Here is a 15,894-nt window from a genome sequence, read left to right as displayed (position 1 = left end):
GAAAGGGCGGGACGAGAAGTCTCCCACGGTCCGTACTGGCTAGAGTCGGAATCGAGCTTTTAGTCCCGCCCACCCCTTCAAGTCTAAACATACAAGCGAGCTTGCTCGCGATAGCGGTGGGTCAGCTTGCAGAGATATTGACTGTGTCGCCGCCATCGCGAGCAAGCTCGCTCCCACAAGCGCCAGGCTCAGTTTCAATCCCGGTAGAACACCTGCACCAGGTGATAGCCGAACTTGCTCTTGATCGGCCCATGCACCACCCGCAAGGGCTTCTTGAAGATCACCGCATCGATCGCACCGACCATCTGCCCTGGCCGCACTTCGCCCAGGTCGCCGCCGCGTTTGCCCGAGGGGCAGGTGGAGTATTTCTTGGCCAGCACATCGAAGGCTTCGCCCTTGGCGATGCGTTGCTTGAGCTGTTCGGCTTCTTCGGCGGTTTTCACCAGGATATGGCGGGCTTGGGCTTTCATTGCAGCGGTGACCTGAACGGTGCGACGGGGCGGCGATTATGCCTCAAGTCAGCTGTCATGGTTGATCATCGTCCGAATCTTGTTGGCCAGCAGATCGAGGGTGAAGGGCTTGGCGACCATGTCCATGCCCTGGTCGAGGAACCCCTGGCGCTCGGCGGCTTTCTGCGCGTAACCGGTCATGAACAGCACTTTCAGCCCCGGGCGGTGCTGGCGGCCGATTTCCGCCAGTTGCCGGCCATTCATGCCCGGCAGCCCGACGTCGGTCACCAACAGGTCGATGCGTTGCTCCGATTCCAGCAGGGGCAGGGCCGTCATGGCGTCCTGGGCCTCCAGGGCGGTGTAGCCCAAGGTCTTCAACAGGTCGAGCACCAGCATGCGCACCGCCGGTTCATCTTCCACCAGCAACACGGTTTCCCCGGCGATGGCCGGCGGTACGTCGACCGTCTCCGCCGTGGCGGGTTGTTGGGCCGGCGCGACGTGCAGGCGCGGCAGGTACAACTGCACGCGCGTGCCCTGGCCTGGCACGCTGTCCAGGTTGAGGTGTCCCCCCGACTGTTGGGCAAACCCGTAGATCATCGACAAGCCCAGGCCGGTGCCCTGGCCGATGGGCTTGGTGGTGAAGAACGGGTCGAAGGCCTTGGCCAGCACGGCGGGGGTCATGCCGCTGCCGTTGTCGCTGACCGCGATCATCACGTAGTCGCCGGCCTTGACCGGTTCGAGGGTGTTGATGTCAGTGCCGTCCAGATAGACGTTGGCGGTTTCGACGATCAATTCGCCGCCGTCGGGCATGGCATCGCGGGCGTTGATCACCAGGTTGAGCAGAGCGTTTTCCAACTGGCTGGCATCGGTGCTGACCGGCCACAGCTCATGGGTCAGTTGCAGTCGTAGCACAATGTGATCGCCGGTGGTCCGGCTCAGCAGGTCTTCGAGCGAGCGCACCAGCTCGTTGGCGTCCAGCGGCTTGCGGTCCAGGGACTGGCGGCGGGAAAACGCCAGCAGCCGATGGGTCAGGGCCGCGGCGCGGTTGGCCGAGGACACCGCCGCTTCGGTGAAGCGCCCGATCTCGGCGGTGCGGCCGGCGGCGATGTAGCGTTGCATCAGGTCGAGGCTGCCGAGGATGCCGGTGAGCATGTTGTTGAAGTCATGGGCAATGCCGCCGGTGAGTTGGCCCACGGCCTCCATTTTCTGCGCATGGCGCAGGGCTTCTTCGGCGCGCTCGCGTTCGAACATCTCGCTTTGCAGGCGGTGGTTGGCTTCGGCCAGTTGCCGGGTCCGGGCGATGACCCGCTCCTCCAGCGTTTCGTTGAGGTTGCGCAGGGCTTCCTCGGTTTTCCGGCTCTCGGTCTCGTCGATCACGAAGATGTAGAAACCGTTCACCGCCCCGTCCGTCCCGTGGCGAGGCAAGTAGTTGATCAGTGCATGGCGCGGGCGACCGTCGCGATGGTCCATCTGCAAGGTGAAGCTGCACGGTCTGCCGGCCAGGGCATCGGCGATCTGTTGGGCGCGGGCGGCATAGGCCTCTTCGCCGAGCACTTCGCGGATGGTCTTGCCGTAGAGCTCTTGCGGGGTCAGGCCGTACCAGTCCAGGTAGGCGCTGTTGTTCAGCCGGAAGCGCTCTTCGCGGTCCACGTAGCTGATGAGGATCGGCATGGCGTTGATGATCAACTGCAGCTCGGTCTGGCTCTGGCGCAGGGCTTGCTCGGTGCGCTTGCGTTCGGTCAGGTCCAGGGCCGCGCCCAGAAAACGCTTGGGCCGGCCGTGGCGGTCCTTGTAGCAACGGCCGCGCACGTACACCCAGCGTAATTCATCGTTGGGCTGCAACAGCCGGTACTCTTCGGCGTATTCGGTGCCATGGGTGATGCAGTGCTTGATGCTGCGGGCAACCATCGCCCGGTCCTCGGGATGCACGCCTTCGAGGTAGGCGCTGATGGGCAACTGGCGCGACAGGTTCGGGTCGACGCCATGCAGCAGGGCGAAATGCGCGTCGGCGATGAAGCGGTCTTCGCTGATGTCCCAATCCCAGGTGCCCAGCGCGTCGGCGGCGGCCAGGGCCAGTTGCAGGCGCTCTTCGCTTTCGTGCTGGGCCTTGAGGCTGGCCTCGGAGCGCCGTTCGAATTCCATGGCCAGGCGGCGGCGTTCGCTGGTCTCGATGGCGGTGATCAGGATGCCGGCGACGCTGCCGCTTTCGTCATGCACCGGGCTGTAGGTCAGGTCCAGCCAGACATCGCAGAGGCGACCGGCGAAGGGCACGCGCCAGCGCTGATCGCGGCAGGTGTGCGTCTGGCCTTGCAATACGCGGTGGTAAATCCCTTCGGTCGTCCCTTTGAGTTCGGGCCATGCTGCATGGGTCGGCTGGCCGAACGCCCGGGGGTGCTTGTCACCGGTCAGTCGACCGAAGGCGTCGTTGTAGAGGTGGGTCAGCTGCGCGCCCCACAGCAAGGCCATCGGCATTGGCGAATGGAGCATGATGTCCACGGCGGTGCGCAGGCTCTGGGGCCAGTTCCGGGCAGTGCCCAATGGGGTCTGGGCCCAGTCCACCTGGCTGACCAGGCGCTGGGCATCGCTGCCGGCGGGTGTCGCGTTCATCACGCGATCCCTGGCTGTCGTGTCTGTACCACGGCGTCTACTATCCTTTGAGGAAAGTAAGTGCGGGCGGGTCTGAAGGGTTTCATGTTCGGCTCAACTTGTTTCATTGATGTCTCGCGGAAGTTTCAGTCCATGGAAATCGATCCGTTGTTGCGAATCCTGGCGAGCCAGAATGGTTCCGACCTTTACATGTCTACGGGGGCGCCGCCGTGCGCGCGTTTCGAGGGCGTGCTCAAGCCCCTGGGTCACGAGGCCTTCAAGGTCGGCGACATTGCCCGGCTCGCCGAGTCTTTGATGGACGCCGAACAGCGCCTTGAGTTCGATCGGGAACTGGAAATGAACCTGGCGATTTCCCTGGCCGGCGTCGGGCGGTTCCGGGTCAATGTCTTCAGGCAGCGCAATGACGTGTCCATGGTGATCCGCAACGTCAAGCTGGACATCCCGCGTTTCGAAGACCTGAAACTGCCCCGGGTGCTGTTGGACAGCATCATGCAGAAACAGGGGTTGATGCTGTTCGTCGGCGCGACAGGTTCGGGCAAGTCGACTTCCCTGGCGGCGCTGATCGATTACCGTAATCGCAACAGCAGCGGTCACATCATCACCATCGAGGACCCGGTGGAGTATATCCATCGGCACAAGAAATCCATCATCAACCAACGGGAAGTCGGTGTCGACACCCGCAGTTTTCATGCGGCCCTGAAAAACACTTTGCGCCAGGCGCCAGACGTAGTGCTGATCGGCGAAATCCGTGATCGGGAAACCATGGAGCATGCCCTGGCGTTTGCCGACACCGGGCACTTGGTGATTTCCACCTTGCATGCCCATAACGCCAACCAGGCCCTGGACCGGGTGATCAATTTCTTCCCGGAAGAGCGCCGGCCGCAATTGTTGAACGACCTGGGCAACAACCTCAAGGCGTTCGTTTCCCAACGCCTGGTGCGCACCCGTACCGGCCAGCGGCGGGCGGCGGTGGAGGTCATGCTGGGTTCGCCGACGGTGGCCGACCTGATCAGGAGCAATCAGTTTTCTGAACTCAAGGGGATTATGGAAAGGTCCGTGGAGCAGGGGATGCAAACGTTCGACTACGCGCTTTACGCGCTGGTCGTCGAGGGCGTGATTGAAGAGGAGGAAGCACTGAAGCACGCGGACTCGGTGAACAACCTGCGGCTGCAGTTGAAATTGCACGCCGAAGCATCACCGCAGCCCCAAGCGCCGTCGGGCGAATGGGGCTTGATGGACTGATAAGCGCTTCATCCGTGCGTTGTTGGATATTGGAGGTGCAGGGTTAATGACTGAACGAGTTATGAAACGCATTTACCCCAAATAGCATCCATAGGCTTTTTCCTTGCGACTGGAACTTCTTGAAGTCAGCCTGGGAGAAAAATCCGTTGAAACGCTCTTGGTTGCTGTGTGATGTCAGGATGTGCGTGTAGTTTTTTTCAGGCGCGTCAGGAAACGCCAATTTGCGTCGTTGGGCTATTTCACGAGGCAGCACGTTGGTGAATGCCCTGCGCAGGGGCATTTTCTCTACGCCATCAACTATTTTGTCCTTTGCAGCCAGACTTAACGCCAGACTAATGACATGTCTGTCCAGGAAGGGAAGACGGACCTCGACGGAGGAGGCCATCGAAAGCCTGTCTTCATGGCAGAGCATTGCTCGAAGATGGTTCTCTATTGAAAATTGAGTCAGCACTTCTAGCGGTTCTTTCCCCGATGTGTCAGGCAAATGCTCTTCAATAAGCGTTTTAATTTCCGACTCGGTAAGAAGCAGTCCGAGCCCTGACTCGATAGCTTTCTTGAAGTAGAAGTCATGCCACCGGTGTTTTTGTATCGCTTCACTTTGCATTGGGAAGTCGTAATGCTGGTTGTAGCCGCACCAGAACTCGTCTGCACCTTGACCATTAAGAGCAACTCGAAGACCTTTTTCGGACACTGCTTTGTAAAGCAAGTATTGAGAAATATAGACTTGATCTAGTAAGGGCTCCTCCAAAAAATGTGTGACCTTAGAGAATAAATGGTTTCCGTCATCGCTTGATACGCAGATAGGCTGTAAAGTTGTATGTTTTAATATGCTCGTCAATTTTTTTGCGCTGCTGAAGTCTTCGCTTTCGGTGCCTTGGTAATAGGCCGTGAATGCTTGAAGGCTGGAGGAACCTTTGTCGAGCAGCGTCGTGATGATGCTACTGTCCAATCCACCCGATAAGATGGCAGCAGGCGAAAACCTGTCAGGGATCTGGCTTTTAACCGCATTCGCCAATGCCATATGCAGGTTCTCATCTGTGTAGCAGACGGCTGATGTCGATTTGATTTTTAGATGTTCACGGACATTGCCGTTGTGATCAACAGCATAAATCGTACCTGGCTCCGCATTGTGCACGTTGTCAAAGTACGTTTCACTGCGAGGGGAGTAAAATCCGAAAATGAAGTCTTGCCAAATGCGCGTGGTGTTGGTGTTAAGTGCGACCCCTGGAATATGTTTCAGTGCCTTGGATTCCGAGCTAATGGCCAGCAGCCCGGCAGGGGTTGTCGTCCAGACCAGTTGCTTCTCTCCATAGGGGTCGCGTCCAAAAAAAACCTTGTTCAGTTTACTGTCATGGATGACGAACGCGTAACAGCCTGTGATATTGCTCAGATATCCCAATCCGAAATAGTACGCGGCCTTGATCAGTGCTTCGCTATCAGAGGTGGTGGTGAGGGTTGCACCTTTCGATCGCAGGGCCTGTCTGACGTGCGCAACATTATATATTTCACCATTGTAGGTCATCCGAAGATGCTCGAATTCAATCGGTTGCTGACTGTTTTCAGGTGCGTCGGCAATCGCCAGTAACGTATGTCCCAAGGCGACTTTTCTATCGGGTGATATATAGCGGTTTCTGAAATCAGGACCGCGATGATTTAGTTCTGCAAGTGCTTTATCTATGTGTGCGGACTGGATGTCGGCGGCTGGGGAGTATACAGCGAGTATTCCACACATGGTTGTGCTCTTTATGTCGAGATTTTTTGGTTTTATAGGGAGGTGCTGAATGAATGGATCAGCTGGGCAAAGTTTGGAGGGTGTAGTTTATTTTTTTGTAATGTTGTGGTTGCGGCGGAACACGTTCAGTGGATCATATTTTTTCTTTGTGAAAGATAGTCTGTTGTCGCTATTCGAAAATACTGAGGGCTGGGTGTCTTCTTCATCGAGCGTGTAATTTGAGTATGAAAGTGCTCTCGCAGCGTCAGTTATCGAGCTCGCGGCGCTTTTGACCCAGCTCACGTATTTGGCGTCATCGCATGAGGACGTCCAGCGAGCAGAAAATAAAATTCCATAGTTCATTGTTTTTATCGAAAGTGCTGACTCCACGCCTGATTTTTCTCTTCTGGATGGGTTCAGATGTTCTATCATCACACTGCAGTTAGGTCCTGGGATTTTTTTTTGCCAATCTGTTAACAAATGCGAAATGTTCTCTCCCATGATTTCGGGGCACACTGATTTCCAGTAGCCTCTCATCGGTTGAGCAAAACGCTCATCAGACCATGATTGCCATGTCAGAAAGTCATTGGTCAGATAAGTGTGCTTGATAGTCTGGCTCAAGCATTCTTCGAGATTTTTGATTTCTGAGTAATCGATTGAGTCGCTTAAACAGAAATCGATGGAGAGCATGCACTCCATTGAGTTTTTATGGCGATGAAGAATCGGAGCGACAACCAAGTTGGACGGGCAGTGATTGTCCAGATATTTAAACAGGTCGCTCAATGCGGCTTCGACATCATTTCCAGTGAATTCCAGGGTGCCACAATAAACGGAAGGCAGTCTCGATAGCTTGTACCTGAATTCAAGCACGATACCAAAATTTCCGCCTCCGCCGCGCAACGCCCACAACAAATCCTCATGCCCCGGATCTTCGGCCCTTATGAGAGCCCCTGTAGCCAAAAGTACATCTGCGCCTACAAGATTCTCACAGGTATAGCCGTACTTTCCCAGTAGCCAGCCAATACCACCGCCCAGCGTCAATCCAGCAATACCTGTATCACTCACCGTGCCGGTAGGTATGACGTACCCATGTTGGCAAAGTGCGTTATCCACATCCTTTAAGCGTGCCCCCGGCTGGACGCGGGCAACTTTATAGTTTCCATCAATCACGATATCGTTGAAAGGTGAGAAGTCGAGCAGTATGCCTCCCTGCGTGGAGCCGAAGCCTGCAATGTGGTGCCCGCCCCCCCTGATAGCGAGTTCTATCCCATTGGCCGTGACAAAGCTGACGATCTCCTTTAATGCTGCTCGGTTCAGGGTTTGAATAATCATTGACGGATAAAGGTCGTGCATCCTGTTATAGACTTGCCTGGTCTTCTCATAAGTACTGTCGTCAGGAAAGATAATGGTGACGTCCTCATATTTGCTTATGAGGGCGTCACCAAAATATCGATGGTTCATGAGTTGGACTCTACGCTGGGTTGCTTGAATGAAATTTAAGTTGGGGTGCGCTTTCGCGATTGGCTTTATTCTTTAAAGTCTATAGGCTTGTTTTGCTATCCGTAAAGCTTTTAAGTGGGCGCAATCTTTAACCGGATATTTCCCATGTATGGGGGTTGGTAGGTGTTGGTCTGATCAAGTTTTTTATTGTGGGAAAATTCAGTTTCGCTTGTCATCCGGTGAAGCTGTCAAGTGCTCAGTGGGTGCTTTCTTTTTCTAAAGGGTTTGTTTTTATATGGGTTTGTCTGGTGGGTGGCTATATTTCCTTCGAGTATCTCCTTTGCACCATTTTTTAAATATTTCTGCGGCACAAGTTGAAACAATTTATGATTTTTTAAATGCGCGGTGATATTTGCTCGTGCATGAGGCGGTATTAATGGGTGTTATGTGCGATGGCAACGCCGGGCCAACGAACTCAGGCCGTCAGTTCAGGGCGATCGCGAAATTGCTCCAGTGCTTCGGGATTGGCCAGTGCATCGGTGTTCTTGACCGGCTGCCCATGCACCACATTGCGCACTGCCAACTCGACGACTTTGCCGCTGATAGTCCGGGGAATGTCCGTCACCGCCACAATTTTCGCCGGCACATGCCTTGGCGTGGTGTTGGCCCGGATGACCTGGCGGATCTGCTGCTCCAAGGCCTCATCCAGTCGCACGCCGTCCCGCAAGCGCACAAACAGCACAACCCGCACGTCCCCCTGCCATTGCTGGCCGATGGCGACGCTGTCCAGCACCTGCTCGACCTTTTCCACCTGCCGATAGATTTCCGCTGTGCCGATGCGCACGCCGCCAGGGTTGAGCACGGCGTCGGAGCGCCCATGGATCAACAGGCCACCGTGGGGCAGTTCCTCGGCGTAGTCGCCTTGGGCCCACACCCCAGGAAACTGGGCGAAGTAGGACGCGCGAAGTTTTTCCTGCCGAGGGTCGTTCCATAAACCAATGGGCATCGCCGGGAAATGCCGGGTGCACACCAGCTCGCCTTTTTCCCCGATGACCGGGTTGCCGGCCTCGTTCCAGACCTGCACGGCCATGCCCAGGCTCTTGCCCTGCATTTCGCCCCGGCGCACCGGCGACAGTGGGTTGCCGTTGACGAAGCAGGACACAATGTCGGTGCCGCCGGACATCGAGGCCAGGCAGACGTCGGGCTTGATGTCCCGGTAGACGTAGTCGTAGCTATGGGGAGCCAGCGCCGAACCGGTGGAAAGGAGGGTTTTCAGGCTGTCCAGGCGGTGCGTCCGCCGGGGCTTGAGGCCCTCGCTTTCCAGGGCGGCGAGGAATTTGGGGCTGGTGCCGAAGACGCTGATGCGCTGCTGGTCGATCAGGTCCAGCAAGCGCTCGGGGCCGGGGTGGAACGGCGAGCCATCGTAGAGCACCACCGCGCTACCCACGGCGAGGGCCGACACCAGCCAGTTCCACATCATCCAGCCGCAGGTCGTGTAGTAGAACAGTCGGTCCTCGGGGCCGAGGTCGACGTGCAGGCCATGTTCCTTGACGTGTTGCAGCAGCACGCCACCGGTGCCGTGGACGATGCACTTCGGCACGCCGGTGGTGCCGCTGGAGTACAGGATGTACAGCGGGTGGTCGAACGGCACGCTGACGAATTCCGGTTCGCCACCGCGTTGATAGAAGTCGTTCCACAATGCGACCGCGGCCGGGGTCTTGAAGTCCTCGAGACGGGCGCCAGGCTGGGCATAAGGCAACACGATCAGTTGTTGCAGCGACGGCAGCCGTTCGAGGATTTCATTGACCTTGGCCCGCTGGTCGATGACCTTGCCGGCGTAGCGATAACCAGCGCAGGTGATCAGCACCTTGGGCTCGATCTGGCCGAACCGGTCGATGACGCCCTGGGTGCCGAAGTCCGGTGACGAGCATGACCAGATGGCGCCCAGGCTGGTGCTGGCGAGCATGCCCACCAACGTCTGCCAGGTGTTGGGCATGCAGGCGGCGACCCGATCGCCCCGGGTGACGCCAGCGGCTTGCAGGCTTTTCTGCAGGCCGGCGACATGGGCGGCGAGTTCGGCCCAGGTCAGTTGTTCCTGGCCGCCGTTTTCATCGATGGCGATCACCGCTACAGCTTCGTCGCGGCGACGCAGCAGGTGTTCGGCGAAGTTTAGCGTGGCGCCAGGGAACCACTGGGCACTGGGCATTTGCGCACCTTCCACCAGTACCGCGTCGGGAGCGTGGTGAAAGTGGATCTCGAAGAAGTCAACGATGGCCTGCCAGAAGGCCTCGCGCTGGTCGATGCTCCAGGCGTACAGGGCGGGGTAGTCGTTCAGTTGCAGGTGATGCCGCGTGTTGACGAACTGGCGAAAGGCATTCATGCGCGACTGGGCGATGCGTTCGGGGCTGGGTTGCCAGAGGAGGTCGGACATGGGGGGCCTCTTGTTTTCTTATGTACACACTATAGGGCGACCCAATCCTGTGGCGAGGGGATTTATCCCCGTTGGGGGGTAGGAGCTGACGAGTGCAACGAGGCTGCGATCTTTCCACTGCCCGTTGAGTCTCGAGCGAAAGATTGAAAGATCGCAGGCTTCGCCAGCGCCTACAGGGTATGCCCCAGCGGGGATAAATCTCCTCGTCACAAGGAGTCGCAGGACCTTACTGAGCCAACCACCCACCATCGATATTCCACGCCGCGCCCCGCACCTGGCTGCCGGCTTCGCTGCACAGGAACAGCACCAGTTCCCCCAGTTGCGGCGGAGTGACGAACTCCAGGGACGGTTGTTTCTCGGCCAACAGATCATGCTGCGCCTGTTGCGGGTCAACGCCGGCGGCAATGCGGTCGTCGATCTGTTTTTGCACCAGTGGCGTCAGCACCCAGCCCGGGCAGATGGCGTTGCAGGTCACGTTGCTGGTGGCGGTCTCCAGGCCGACCACCTTGGTCAGGCCGATCACCCCATGCTTGGCCGCGACATACGCCGCCTTGCCCACCGAGCCGACCTGGCCATGCACCGAGGCAATGTTGACGATCCGGCCCCAGCCCTTGGCCCGCATGCCCGGCAGGCTCAGGCGGGTGGCGTGGAACACCGAGGACAGGTTGATGGCGATGATCGAGTCCCAGCGTTCCACCGGAAAATCCTCCACGGCGGCCACGTGCTGGATCCCGGCGTTGTTCACCAGGATGTCCACGCCGCCGAATTCGCGCTCGGCGTAGGCGAGCATGTCGGCGATTTGCGCCGGGTCGCTGACATCGGCCGGATGATGACCGACCTTGCCGCCGAATTGTTTGACCTGGGCGATCACTGCCGAGGCATCGCCGAAGCCGTTGAGGATCAGGTTGGCGCCGGCCTTGGCCAGGCTCAGGGCGATGCCCAGGCCGATGCCGCTGGTAGAACCGGTGACCAGGGCGGTCTTGCCCGAAAGAGCAGTTGTCATGGGAACCTCACACAATGCCAGTGGCGTAGAACACAGCGATCACGAAGAACACCGCGAGGGTCTTGATCAGCGTAATGCAGAAAATGTCTTTGTAGGCTTCGCGGTGGGTCAGCCCGGTCACCGCCAGCAGGGTAATCACCGCGCCGTTGTGGGGCAGGGTGTCCATGCCGCCGCTGGCCATGGCGGCCACCCGGTGCAGTACTTCCAAGGGAATGTTGGCGGCGTGGGCGGCGTTGATGAAGCTTTCGGACATCGCCGCCAAGGCGATGCTCATGCCACCCGAGGCGGAGCCGGTGATACCCGCCAGCAGCGTGACCGTCACCGCTTCGTTGACCAGTGGGTTGGGAATGTTCTTGAGCCAGTCGGCCAGCACCAGGAAGCCCGGCAAGGACGCGATGACCGCGCCGAAGCCGTATTCCGAAGCGGTGTTCATCGCCGCCAGCAACGCACCGCCCACGGCGCTCTTACTGCCTTCGGCCAATTTGCTGCGAATGGCCCGGAAGCCGAACAGCAAGACCATGATGATGCCCACCAGCAACGCCGCTTGCACCGCCCAGATCGCGGTGAGCTTGGCGATGTCGCTGGTCACCGGTGTCGCCATGCCCGGCAGCGCCAGGCTGTGGGTCTTGCCGTACCACTGTGGAATCCACTGGGTGAACAGCAGATTCATGATGCCCACCGCCAGCAGTGGCGAAACGGCGATCCACGGGTTCGGCAGCTTGATGTCTTCAGCGGTTTCCGGCTCGTTGCGCAACTCGGTGCCGTAGCCTTCGCCCGCACGCTGGGCCTTGTTGCGCTGGCGTTGCAAAAACAGCATGCCGAGGCTGAACACGAAGAGCGTACCGATCACCCCCAGCCACGGTGCGGCCCAGGCGGTGGTGTTGAAGAATGTGCTGGGGATGATGTTCTGGATCTGCGGCGTGCCGGGCAGGGCGTCCATGGTGAAGGAGAACGCACCGAGGGCGATGGTGGCCGGGATCAGGCGCTTGGGGATATTGCTCTGGCGGAACATCTCGGCGGCGAACGGGTACACCGCGAACACCACGACAAACAGCGACACGCCGCCATAGGTCAGCAAGGCGCAGACCAGCACGATCACCAGCATGGCCTGGCGCGTTCCCAGCAAGCGAATCGCCGCGGCGACGATGGAGCGAGAGAACCCCGACAGCTCGATCAGCTTGCCGAACACCGCGCCGAGCAGGAACACCGGGAAATACAGTTTGATGAAGCCGACCATTTTCTCCATGAACACCCCGGTGAATGCGGGGGCGACGGCGGAAGGGTCGGTGAGCAGGACGGCACCGAGGGCGGCGATGGGGGCAAAGAGGATAACGCTGTAGCCACGGTAGGCGGCGACCATCAGCAGCGCGAGGGCTGCCAAGGCAATGATCACACTCATGGTGTGTCTCCTGGATTGTTATTGTTGTGGTGACGCTATGGAGGGGCTTTAGCGAGTTTTGTGCCAAGTGTGTAACTGGCTGAAATATAAGGAAATTGTTTGATTTTGTGGGGGGGAAGCAAGAGTTTTGTCTCTGTTTGGAGATTTTTATGGGGTGGGCTGGCCTCATCGCGAGCAAGCTCGCTCCCACAGTTGGGCGCGTAGTTCAAGAGAACCCCATAACCTGTGGGAGCGAGCTTGCTCGCGATGAGCGCAAAGCGCTCCAAAACAGAAAGTCTATATTTTGAGAATTAAGTCTCTTTATTGAGACTCGGCAATCCCTAACGCCGCCATCTTCTTGTACAACGTCGACCTCCCCAGCCCCAACCGCTCGGCCGCTTCCACCACCTTGCCGCTGCATTGCGCGAGGGTGGTTTCGATCAATTGTCGGTCGAAGCGCGCCCGGGCCTGGCTGAAGGTTTCCTGGGGCAGGGGTTCGAAGCTCACGTCCGCTGGGCGCGTTACCGGCATGAAGGTGCCGATGGCCGCGCGGATGTCCGCTGCCGTGAGTACCAGGTCATCGCTGAGCAGCGCAGCCCGTTCCAGCACATTGCGCAGCTCGCGGATGTTGCCCGGCCAGGCGTGTTGCCGCAGCAGGTCGAGGGCGGCGGGGTTCAGTTCGTGCTGGCTGCGCAACTCTTCCAGGATCGCCTCGCCCAGGGCTGGCAGGTCATCCAGGCGTTCGCGCAAGGGCGGGACCCGGATCGGCAGCACGTTGAGGCGGTAATACAGGTCGGCGCGGAACTCTCCGCGCTTGATCGCCGCTTCCAGGTCCATGGAGGTGGCGGCGATGATTCGCACGTCGCTTTGCAGCACCTCATTGGAGCCCACCGGTTCGTACTCTTTTTCCTGGAGCACCCGCAGCAGTTTGCTTTGCAGCGGCAGCGGCATGTCGCCGATCTCGTCGAGGAACAGCGTGCCGCCCTGGGCAATCTGCAGTTTGCCGGCACGGCCCTTGCGGTCGGCCCCGGTAAAGGCCCCCGGGGCGGTGCCGAAGAACTCGGCCTCCAGCAGCGATTCAGGAATCGCCGCGCTGTTGATGCTGACGAACGCCTTGTGCGCCCGCGGCGAAGCGCTGTGGATGGCCTGGGCCAGCAGTTCCTTGCCGGTGCCGGTTTCGCCGAGCAGCAGCACCGGCGAATCGGCGCTGGCGCTACGTCGGGCACGGCGCTTGACCTCAAGGCCGGCGCTGCTGGTGCCAATGAAATGGGCGAAGTTGTACTTGGTTTGCCGCGCCCGTAGCAATGAGCGGGTGGAGGCCAGTTCTTCCTGCATGCTCAGGTAGCGCTTGAGCATCGGCGACAGGCTGCGCAATTCATCGAACAAGGCAAAGCCGATGGCGCCGATCACCGCGCCCGCGCTGTCGTGGATCGGCAGGCGCATCACCACCAGTGGCTCCTTGGGCGTGTCCTGCATGTCCAGCAGGATCGGGCGCCCGGTGCGCACCACTTCGCGCAACAGGCTGCCGGGAATCACGCTCTCGCACGCCCGGCCAATCGCTTCTTGCGCCGAGTTCAGGCCGAAGCGACGGGCGTAGCGTTCGTTCATCCAGACGATATTCGCGTCACGATCGACAATCACCGTGCCTTCGCTGGACTGCTCGATGATCTCGAATAACGAACGGATCGCCAGCGTGCGCACGCGCTTGTAATCCTTGAGGCTTTCGGTGGGATTCATCGGGCATTTCCAGAGAGGAGGGATTTGCCGGCAGCCATGGGCGGGTGCCAAGAGCCGCATTATGCCGGGGGAAGTCCCAGGATCGAAGCACCTCCGCTATTTTCGGGGTTAACTTGTACGATTGGATATTTTTGTACATGATCCTGCTCGGGTTTCCTGCTTTTTTTGGAGAACACGTGAACACATTCAATCCCCGTAAGTTGAAGCTCTCCAAATGGACGGCCTGCATGCCAGTCAATCGGGAAAAGCATTTTCTGGTCACCGAATTGATCTGTGACGAGGCGGGAACTCCTGTAAAGGTTGAACTTCAGGCGGTGCACAGCGGGCGCGTGGAGCTGTTCGACTGGTCAGAGTTGCGCGATGACAAGCGCTGGAAAATCGGTTGGCATTAAGCCGTTGGATGAATATTCCGGTTTCACAATTTCTTGTACAAATAAATAAAATTGTACAATTTATGGAAAGATAGTGGCTTAATGGTTCCTCTCTAGCAAACAGGGCACCGTGCCTTCAGTTGGCTACGGCCAAGCACTTACGTTTCCGGAGTGGTATCCATGTTCATTCGCACCCGCAAGCATCAGGAAACCTTGCACCCGATCCAGGCCAGGCGGGCTATTCTCGAGACCGAGCGAGCCGCTTTCCATCAGGCAATGGCGATTATCGAACTCGATCCGACGGGGCAGGTGCTCGGCGCCAATGCGTTGTTCTTGAAGACGCTGGGCTATTCCCTCGAGGACATTCAGGGCAAGCATCACCAGATGTTCTGCGAGCCTGCCTACGCGCGCAGTCGGGAATATGCCGCTGTGTGGCAACAGGTGGGGCAAGGCCTGAGTGTCGATGCGCAGTTCTTGCACCTGGCCCGGGACGGGCATGGGTTGTGGGTGGAAGCCCATTACATCCCGGTGCTGGACCAGGAGGGAAAGCTGCAACGGGTCATTGAAGTGGCCCGAGACATCAGTGAGCGAATCCTTCTGAGCCAGACCGAGTCCAGCTTCAGGCACGCGATCGACCGCTCCATGGCGGTCATCGAGTTCGACCTCAATGGTCAGGTGGTGAATGCCAATGCGAATTTCCTCAAGGTGATGGGCTATCGCCTGGAGGAGGTTCGCGGTCAGCACCATCGCCTGTTCTGCAAGCCCAGTGAGGTCCAGAGCGACGCGTATCGCGGGTTCTGGGCTGGATTGAATCGGGGGGAGTATGTGACCGGCCTGTTCCAGCGCATCGACAAGCAAGGCGTCACGGTCTGGTTGCAGGCAACCTACAACCCGCTCTACGACGCCCAGGGAAGATTGTATGGGGTGGTCAAGTTCGCCACCGATCACACCCGCGAGGTCGAGCAGCGCCAGAGCGAATCCAACGCGGCGCGGCTGGCCTTCGAGACGTCCCGGCAGACCGACGAGCACACCCGGCTTGGCACGGCGGTTGTCCAGGAAACGGTCACCGTGGTGCAAAGCATCGCCGATGAACTCCAGCGGGTGGCCACGGGAATCAGTGCGCTGAGCGCCCAGTCCGAGGAAATCGGCAGCATCGTCGATGCCATCCGGGGGATCGCCGAACAGACCAACCTGCTCGCGCTCAATGCGGCCATCGAAGCGGCGCGCGCCGGGGAACAGGGGCGGGGGTTCGCCGTGGTCGCCGATGAAGTGCGCAACCTGGCACGGCGCACGAGCCAGGCCACGGTGGCCATCACCGAAGTCGTCGGCAAGAACCGCGACCTCGCCAGGCAAGCGGTGACCAGCATGCAGTCCAGCACCCTCAAGGCGGAGCAGGGCGTGAAGCTGGCGAACCAGGCGGGCACCGTTATCCTCGACATCCACCGAGGGGCGCAGCAGGTCGTGGAGGCCATTGGCGAATTTGCCCAAGCGCTGGATCAGCGCCGCGACAGTTGAGCGCTGGAGT

11 protein-coding genes and 1 pseudogene are annotated in these 15,894 nt (G+C 59.0%); 4 read left to right on the top strand and 8 right to left on the bottom strand.

Translation table 11 applies throughout. The features are described 5' to 3' along the window. Positions 1-194 precede the first annotated feature (194 nt). Both BLQ55_RS13430 and BLQ55_RS13425 read right to left on the bottom strand, forming a co-directional pair. Entirely contained in the window at positions 195-470 is a 276-nt protein-coding gene (locus BLQ55_RS13430; protein ID WP_019690952.1) for a peptidylprolyl isomerase, read from the bottom strand. A gap of 48 nt (positions 471-518) precedes the next feature. Then, complete coding sequence (locus tag BLQ55_RS13425; protein ID WP_092254338.1) at positions 519-3,056, bottom strand: hybrid sensor histidine kinase/response regulator; 2,538 nt, start codon at positions 3,054-3,056, stop codon at positions 519-521. 132 nt (positions 3,057-3,188) lie between these two features. On the opposite strand from BLQ55_RS13425, the gene BLQ55_RS13420 reads away from it, so the two are divergent. Then, the gene (locus BLQ55_RS13420; RefSeq protein WP_092254336.1) at positions 3,189-4,298 is read left to right on the top strand and encodes a PilT/PilU family type 4a pilus ATPase; all 1,110 of its coding nucleotides are present in this window, start codon (positions 3,189-3,191) and stop codon (positions 4,296-4,298) included. 43 nt (positions 4,299-4,341) lie between these two features. Here BLQ55_RS13420 and asnB read toward each other — a convergent pair whose 3' ends face one another. From asnB to BLQ55_RS13385, 6 genes are all read right to left on the bottom strand, one after another. Further along, on the bottom strand, positions 4,342-6,030 hold the full coding sequence (gene asnB / locus BLQ55_RS13415; protein ID WP_092254334.1) for an asparagine synthase (glutamine-hydrolyzing): 1,689 nt from the start codon (positions 6,028-6,030) through the stop codon (positions 4,342-4,344). Between the two features lie 87 nt (positions 6,031-6,117). Further along, positions 6,118-7,470 carry an FAD-binding oxidoreductase gene (locus BLQ55_RS13410; protein WP_092254332.1) on the bottom strand — a complete coding sequence of 451 codons (1,353 nt, stop codon included), beginning with the start codon at positions 7,468-7,470 and terminating at the stop codon, positions 6,118-6,120. 454 nt (positions 7,471-7,924) lie between these two features. Then, a complete protein-coding gene (locus BLQ55_RS13405; RefSeq protein WP_092254330.1) occupies positions 7,925-9,880 on the bottom strand; it encodes an acetoacetate--CoA ligase in 1,956 nt (651 codons plus the stop codon). Positions 9,881-10,106: 226 nt separating this feature from the next. After that, entirely contained in the window at positions 10,107-10,883 is a 777-nt protein-coding gene (locus BLQ55_RS13400; protein WP_092254328.1) for a 3-hydroxybutyrate dehydrogenase, read from the bottom strand. Positions 10,884-10,890: 7 nt separating this feature from the next. Continuing rightward, positions 10,891-12,282 (bottom strand): GntP family permease, encoded by a 1,392-nt coding sequence (locus tag BLQ55_RS13395; RefSeq protein WP_092254326.1) that lies wholly within the window; start codon positions 12,280-12,282, stop codon positions 10,891-10,893. Between the two features lie 300 nt (positions 12,283-12,582). Next, the gene (locus BLQ55_RS13385; protein WP_092254322.1) at positions 12,583-13,998 is read right to left on the bottom strand and encodes a sigma-54 interaction domain-containing protein; all 1,416 of its coding nucleotides are present in this window, start codon (positions 13,996-13,998) and stop codon (positions 12,583-12,585) included. Positions 13,999-14,174: 176 nt separating this feature from the next. On the opposite strand from BLQ55_RS13385, the gene BLQ55_RS13380 reads away from it, so the two are divergent. From BLQ55_RS13380 to BLQ55_RS32825, 3 genes and pseudogenes are all read left to right on the top strand, one after another. Beyond that, positions 14,175-14,390 carry a TIGR02450 family Trp-rich protein gene (locus BLQ55_RS13380; RefSeq protein WP_092254364.1) on the top strand — a complete coding sequence of 72 codons (216 nt, stop codon included), beginning with the start codon at positions 14,175-14,177 and terminating at the stop codon, positions 14,388-14,390. Positions 14,391-14,549: 159 nt separating this feature from the next. Next, positions 14,550-15,329: pseudogene (locus BLQ55_RS32830) on the top strand (PAS domain-containing protein); the annotation flags it as partial. Between the two features lie 108 nt (positions 15,330-15,437). After that, on the top strand, positions 15,438-15,884 hold the full coding sequence (locus BLQ55_RS32825; RefSeq protein WP_371128533.1) for a methyl-accepting chemotaxis protein: 447 nt from the start codon (positions 15,438-15,440) through the stop codon (positions 15,882-15,884). Positions 15,885-15,894: the final 10 nt, after the last annotated feature.

Origin of the sequence: Pseudomonas sp. NFACC13-1 (assembly GCF_900104425.1) — a bacterium.
Taxonomy (GTDB): Bacteria; Pseudomonadota; Gammaproteobacteria; order Pseudomonadales; family Pseudomonadaceae; genus Aquipseudomonas; species Aquipseudomonas fluorescens_AA.
This window is presented reverse-complemented; position numbering and strand designations above follow the sequence as displayed.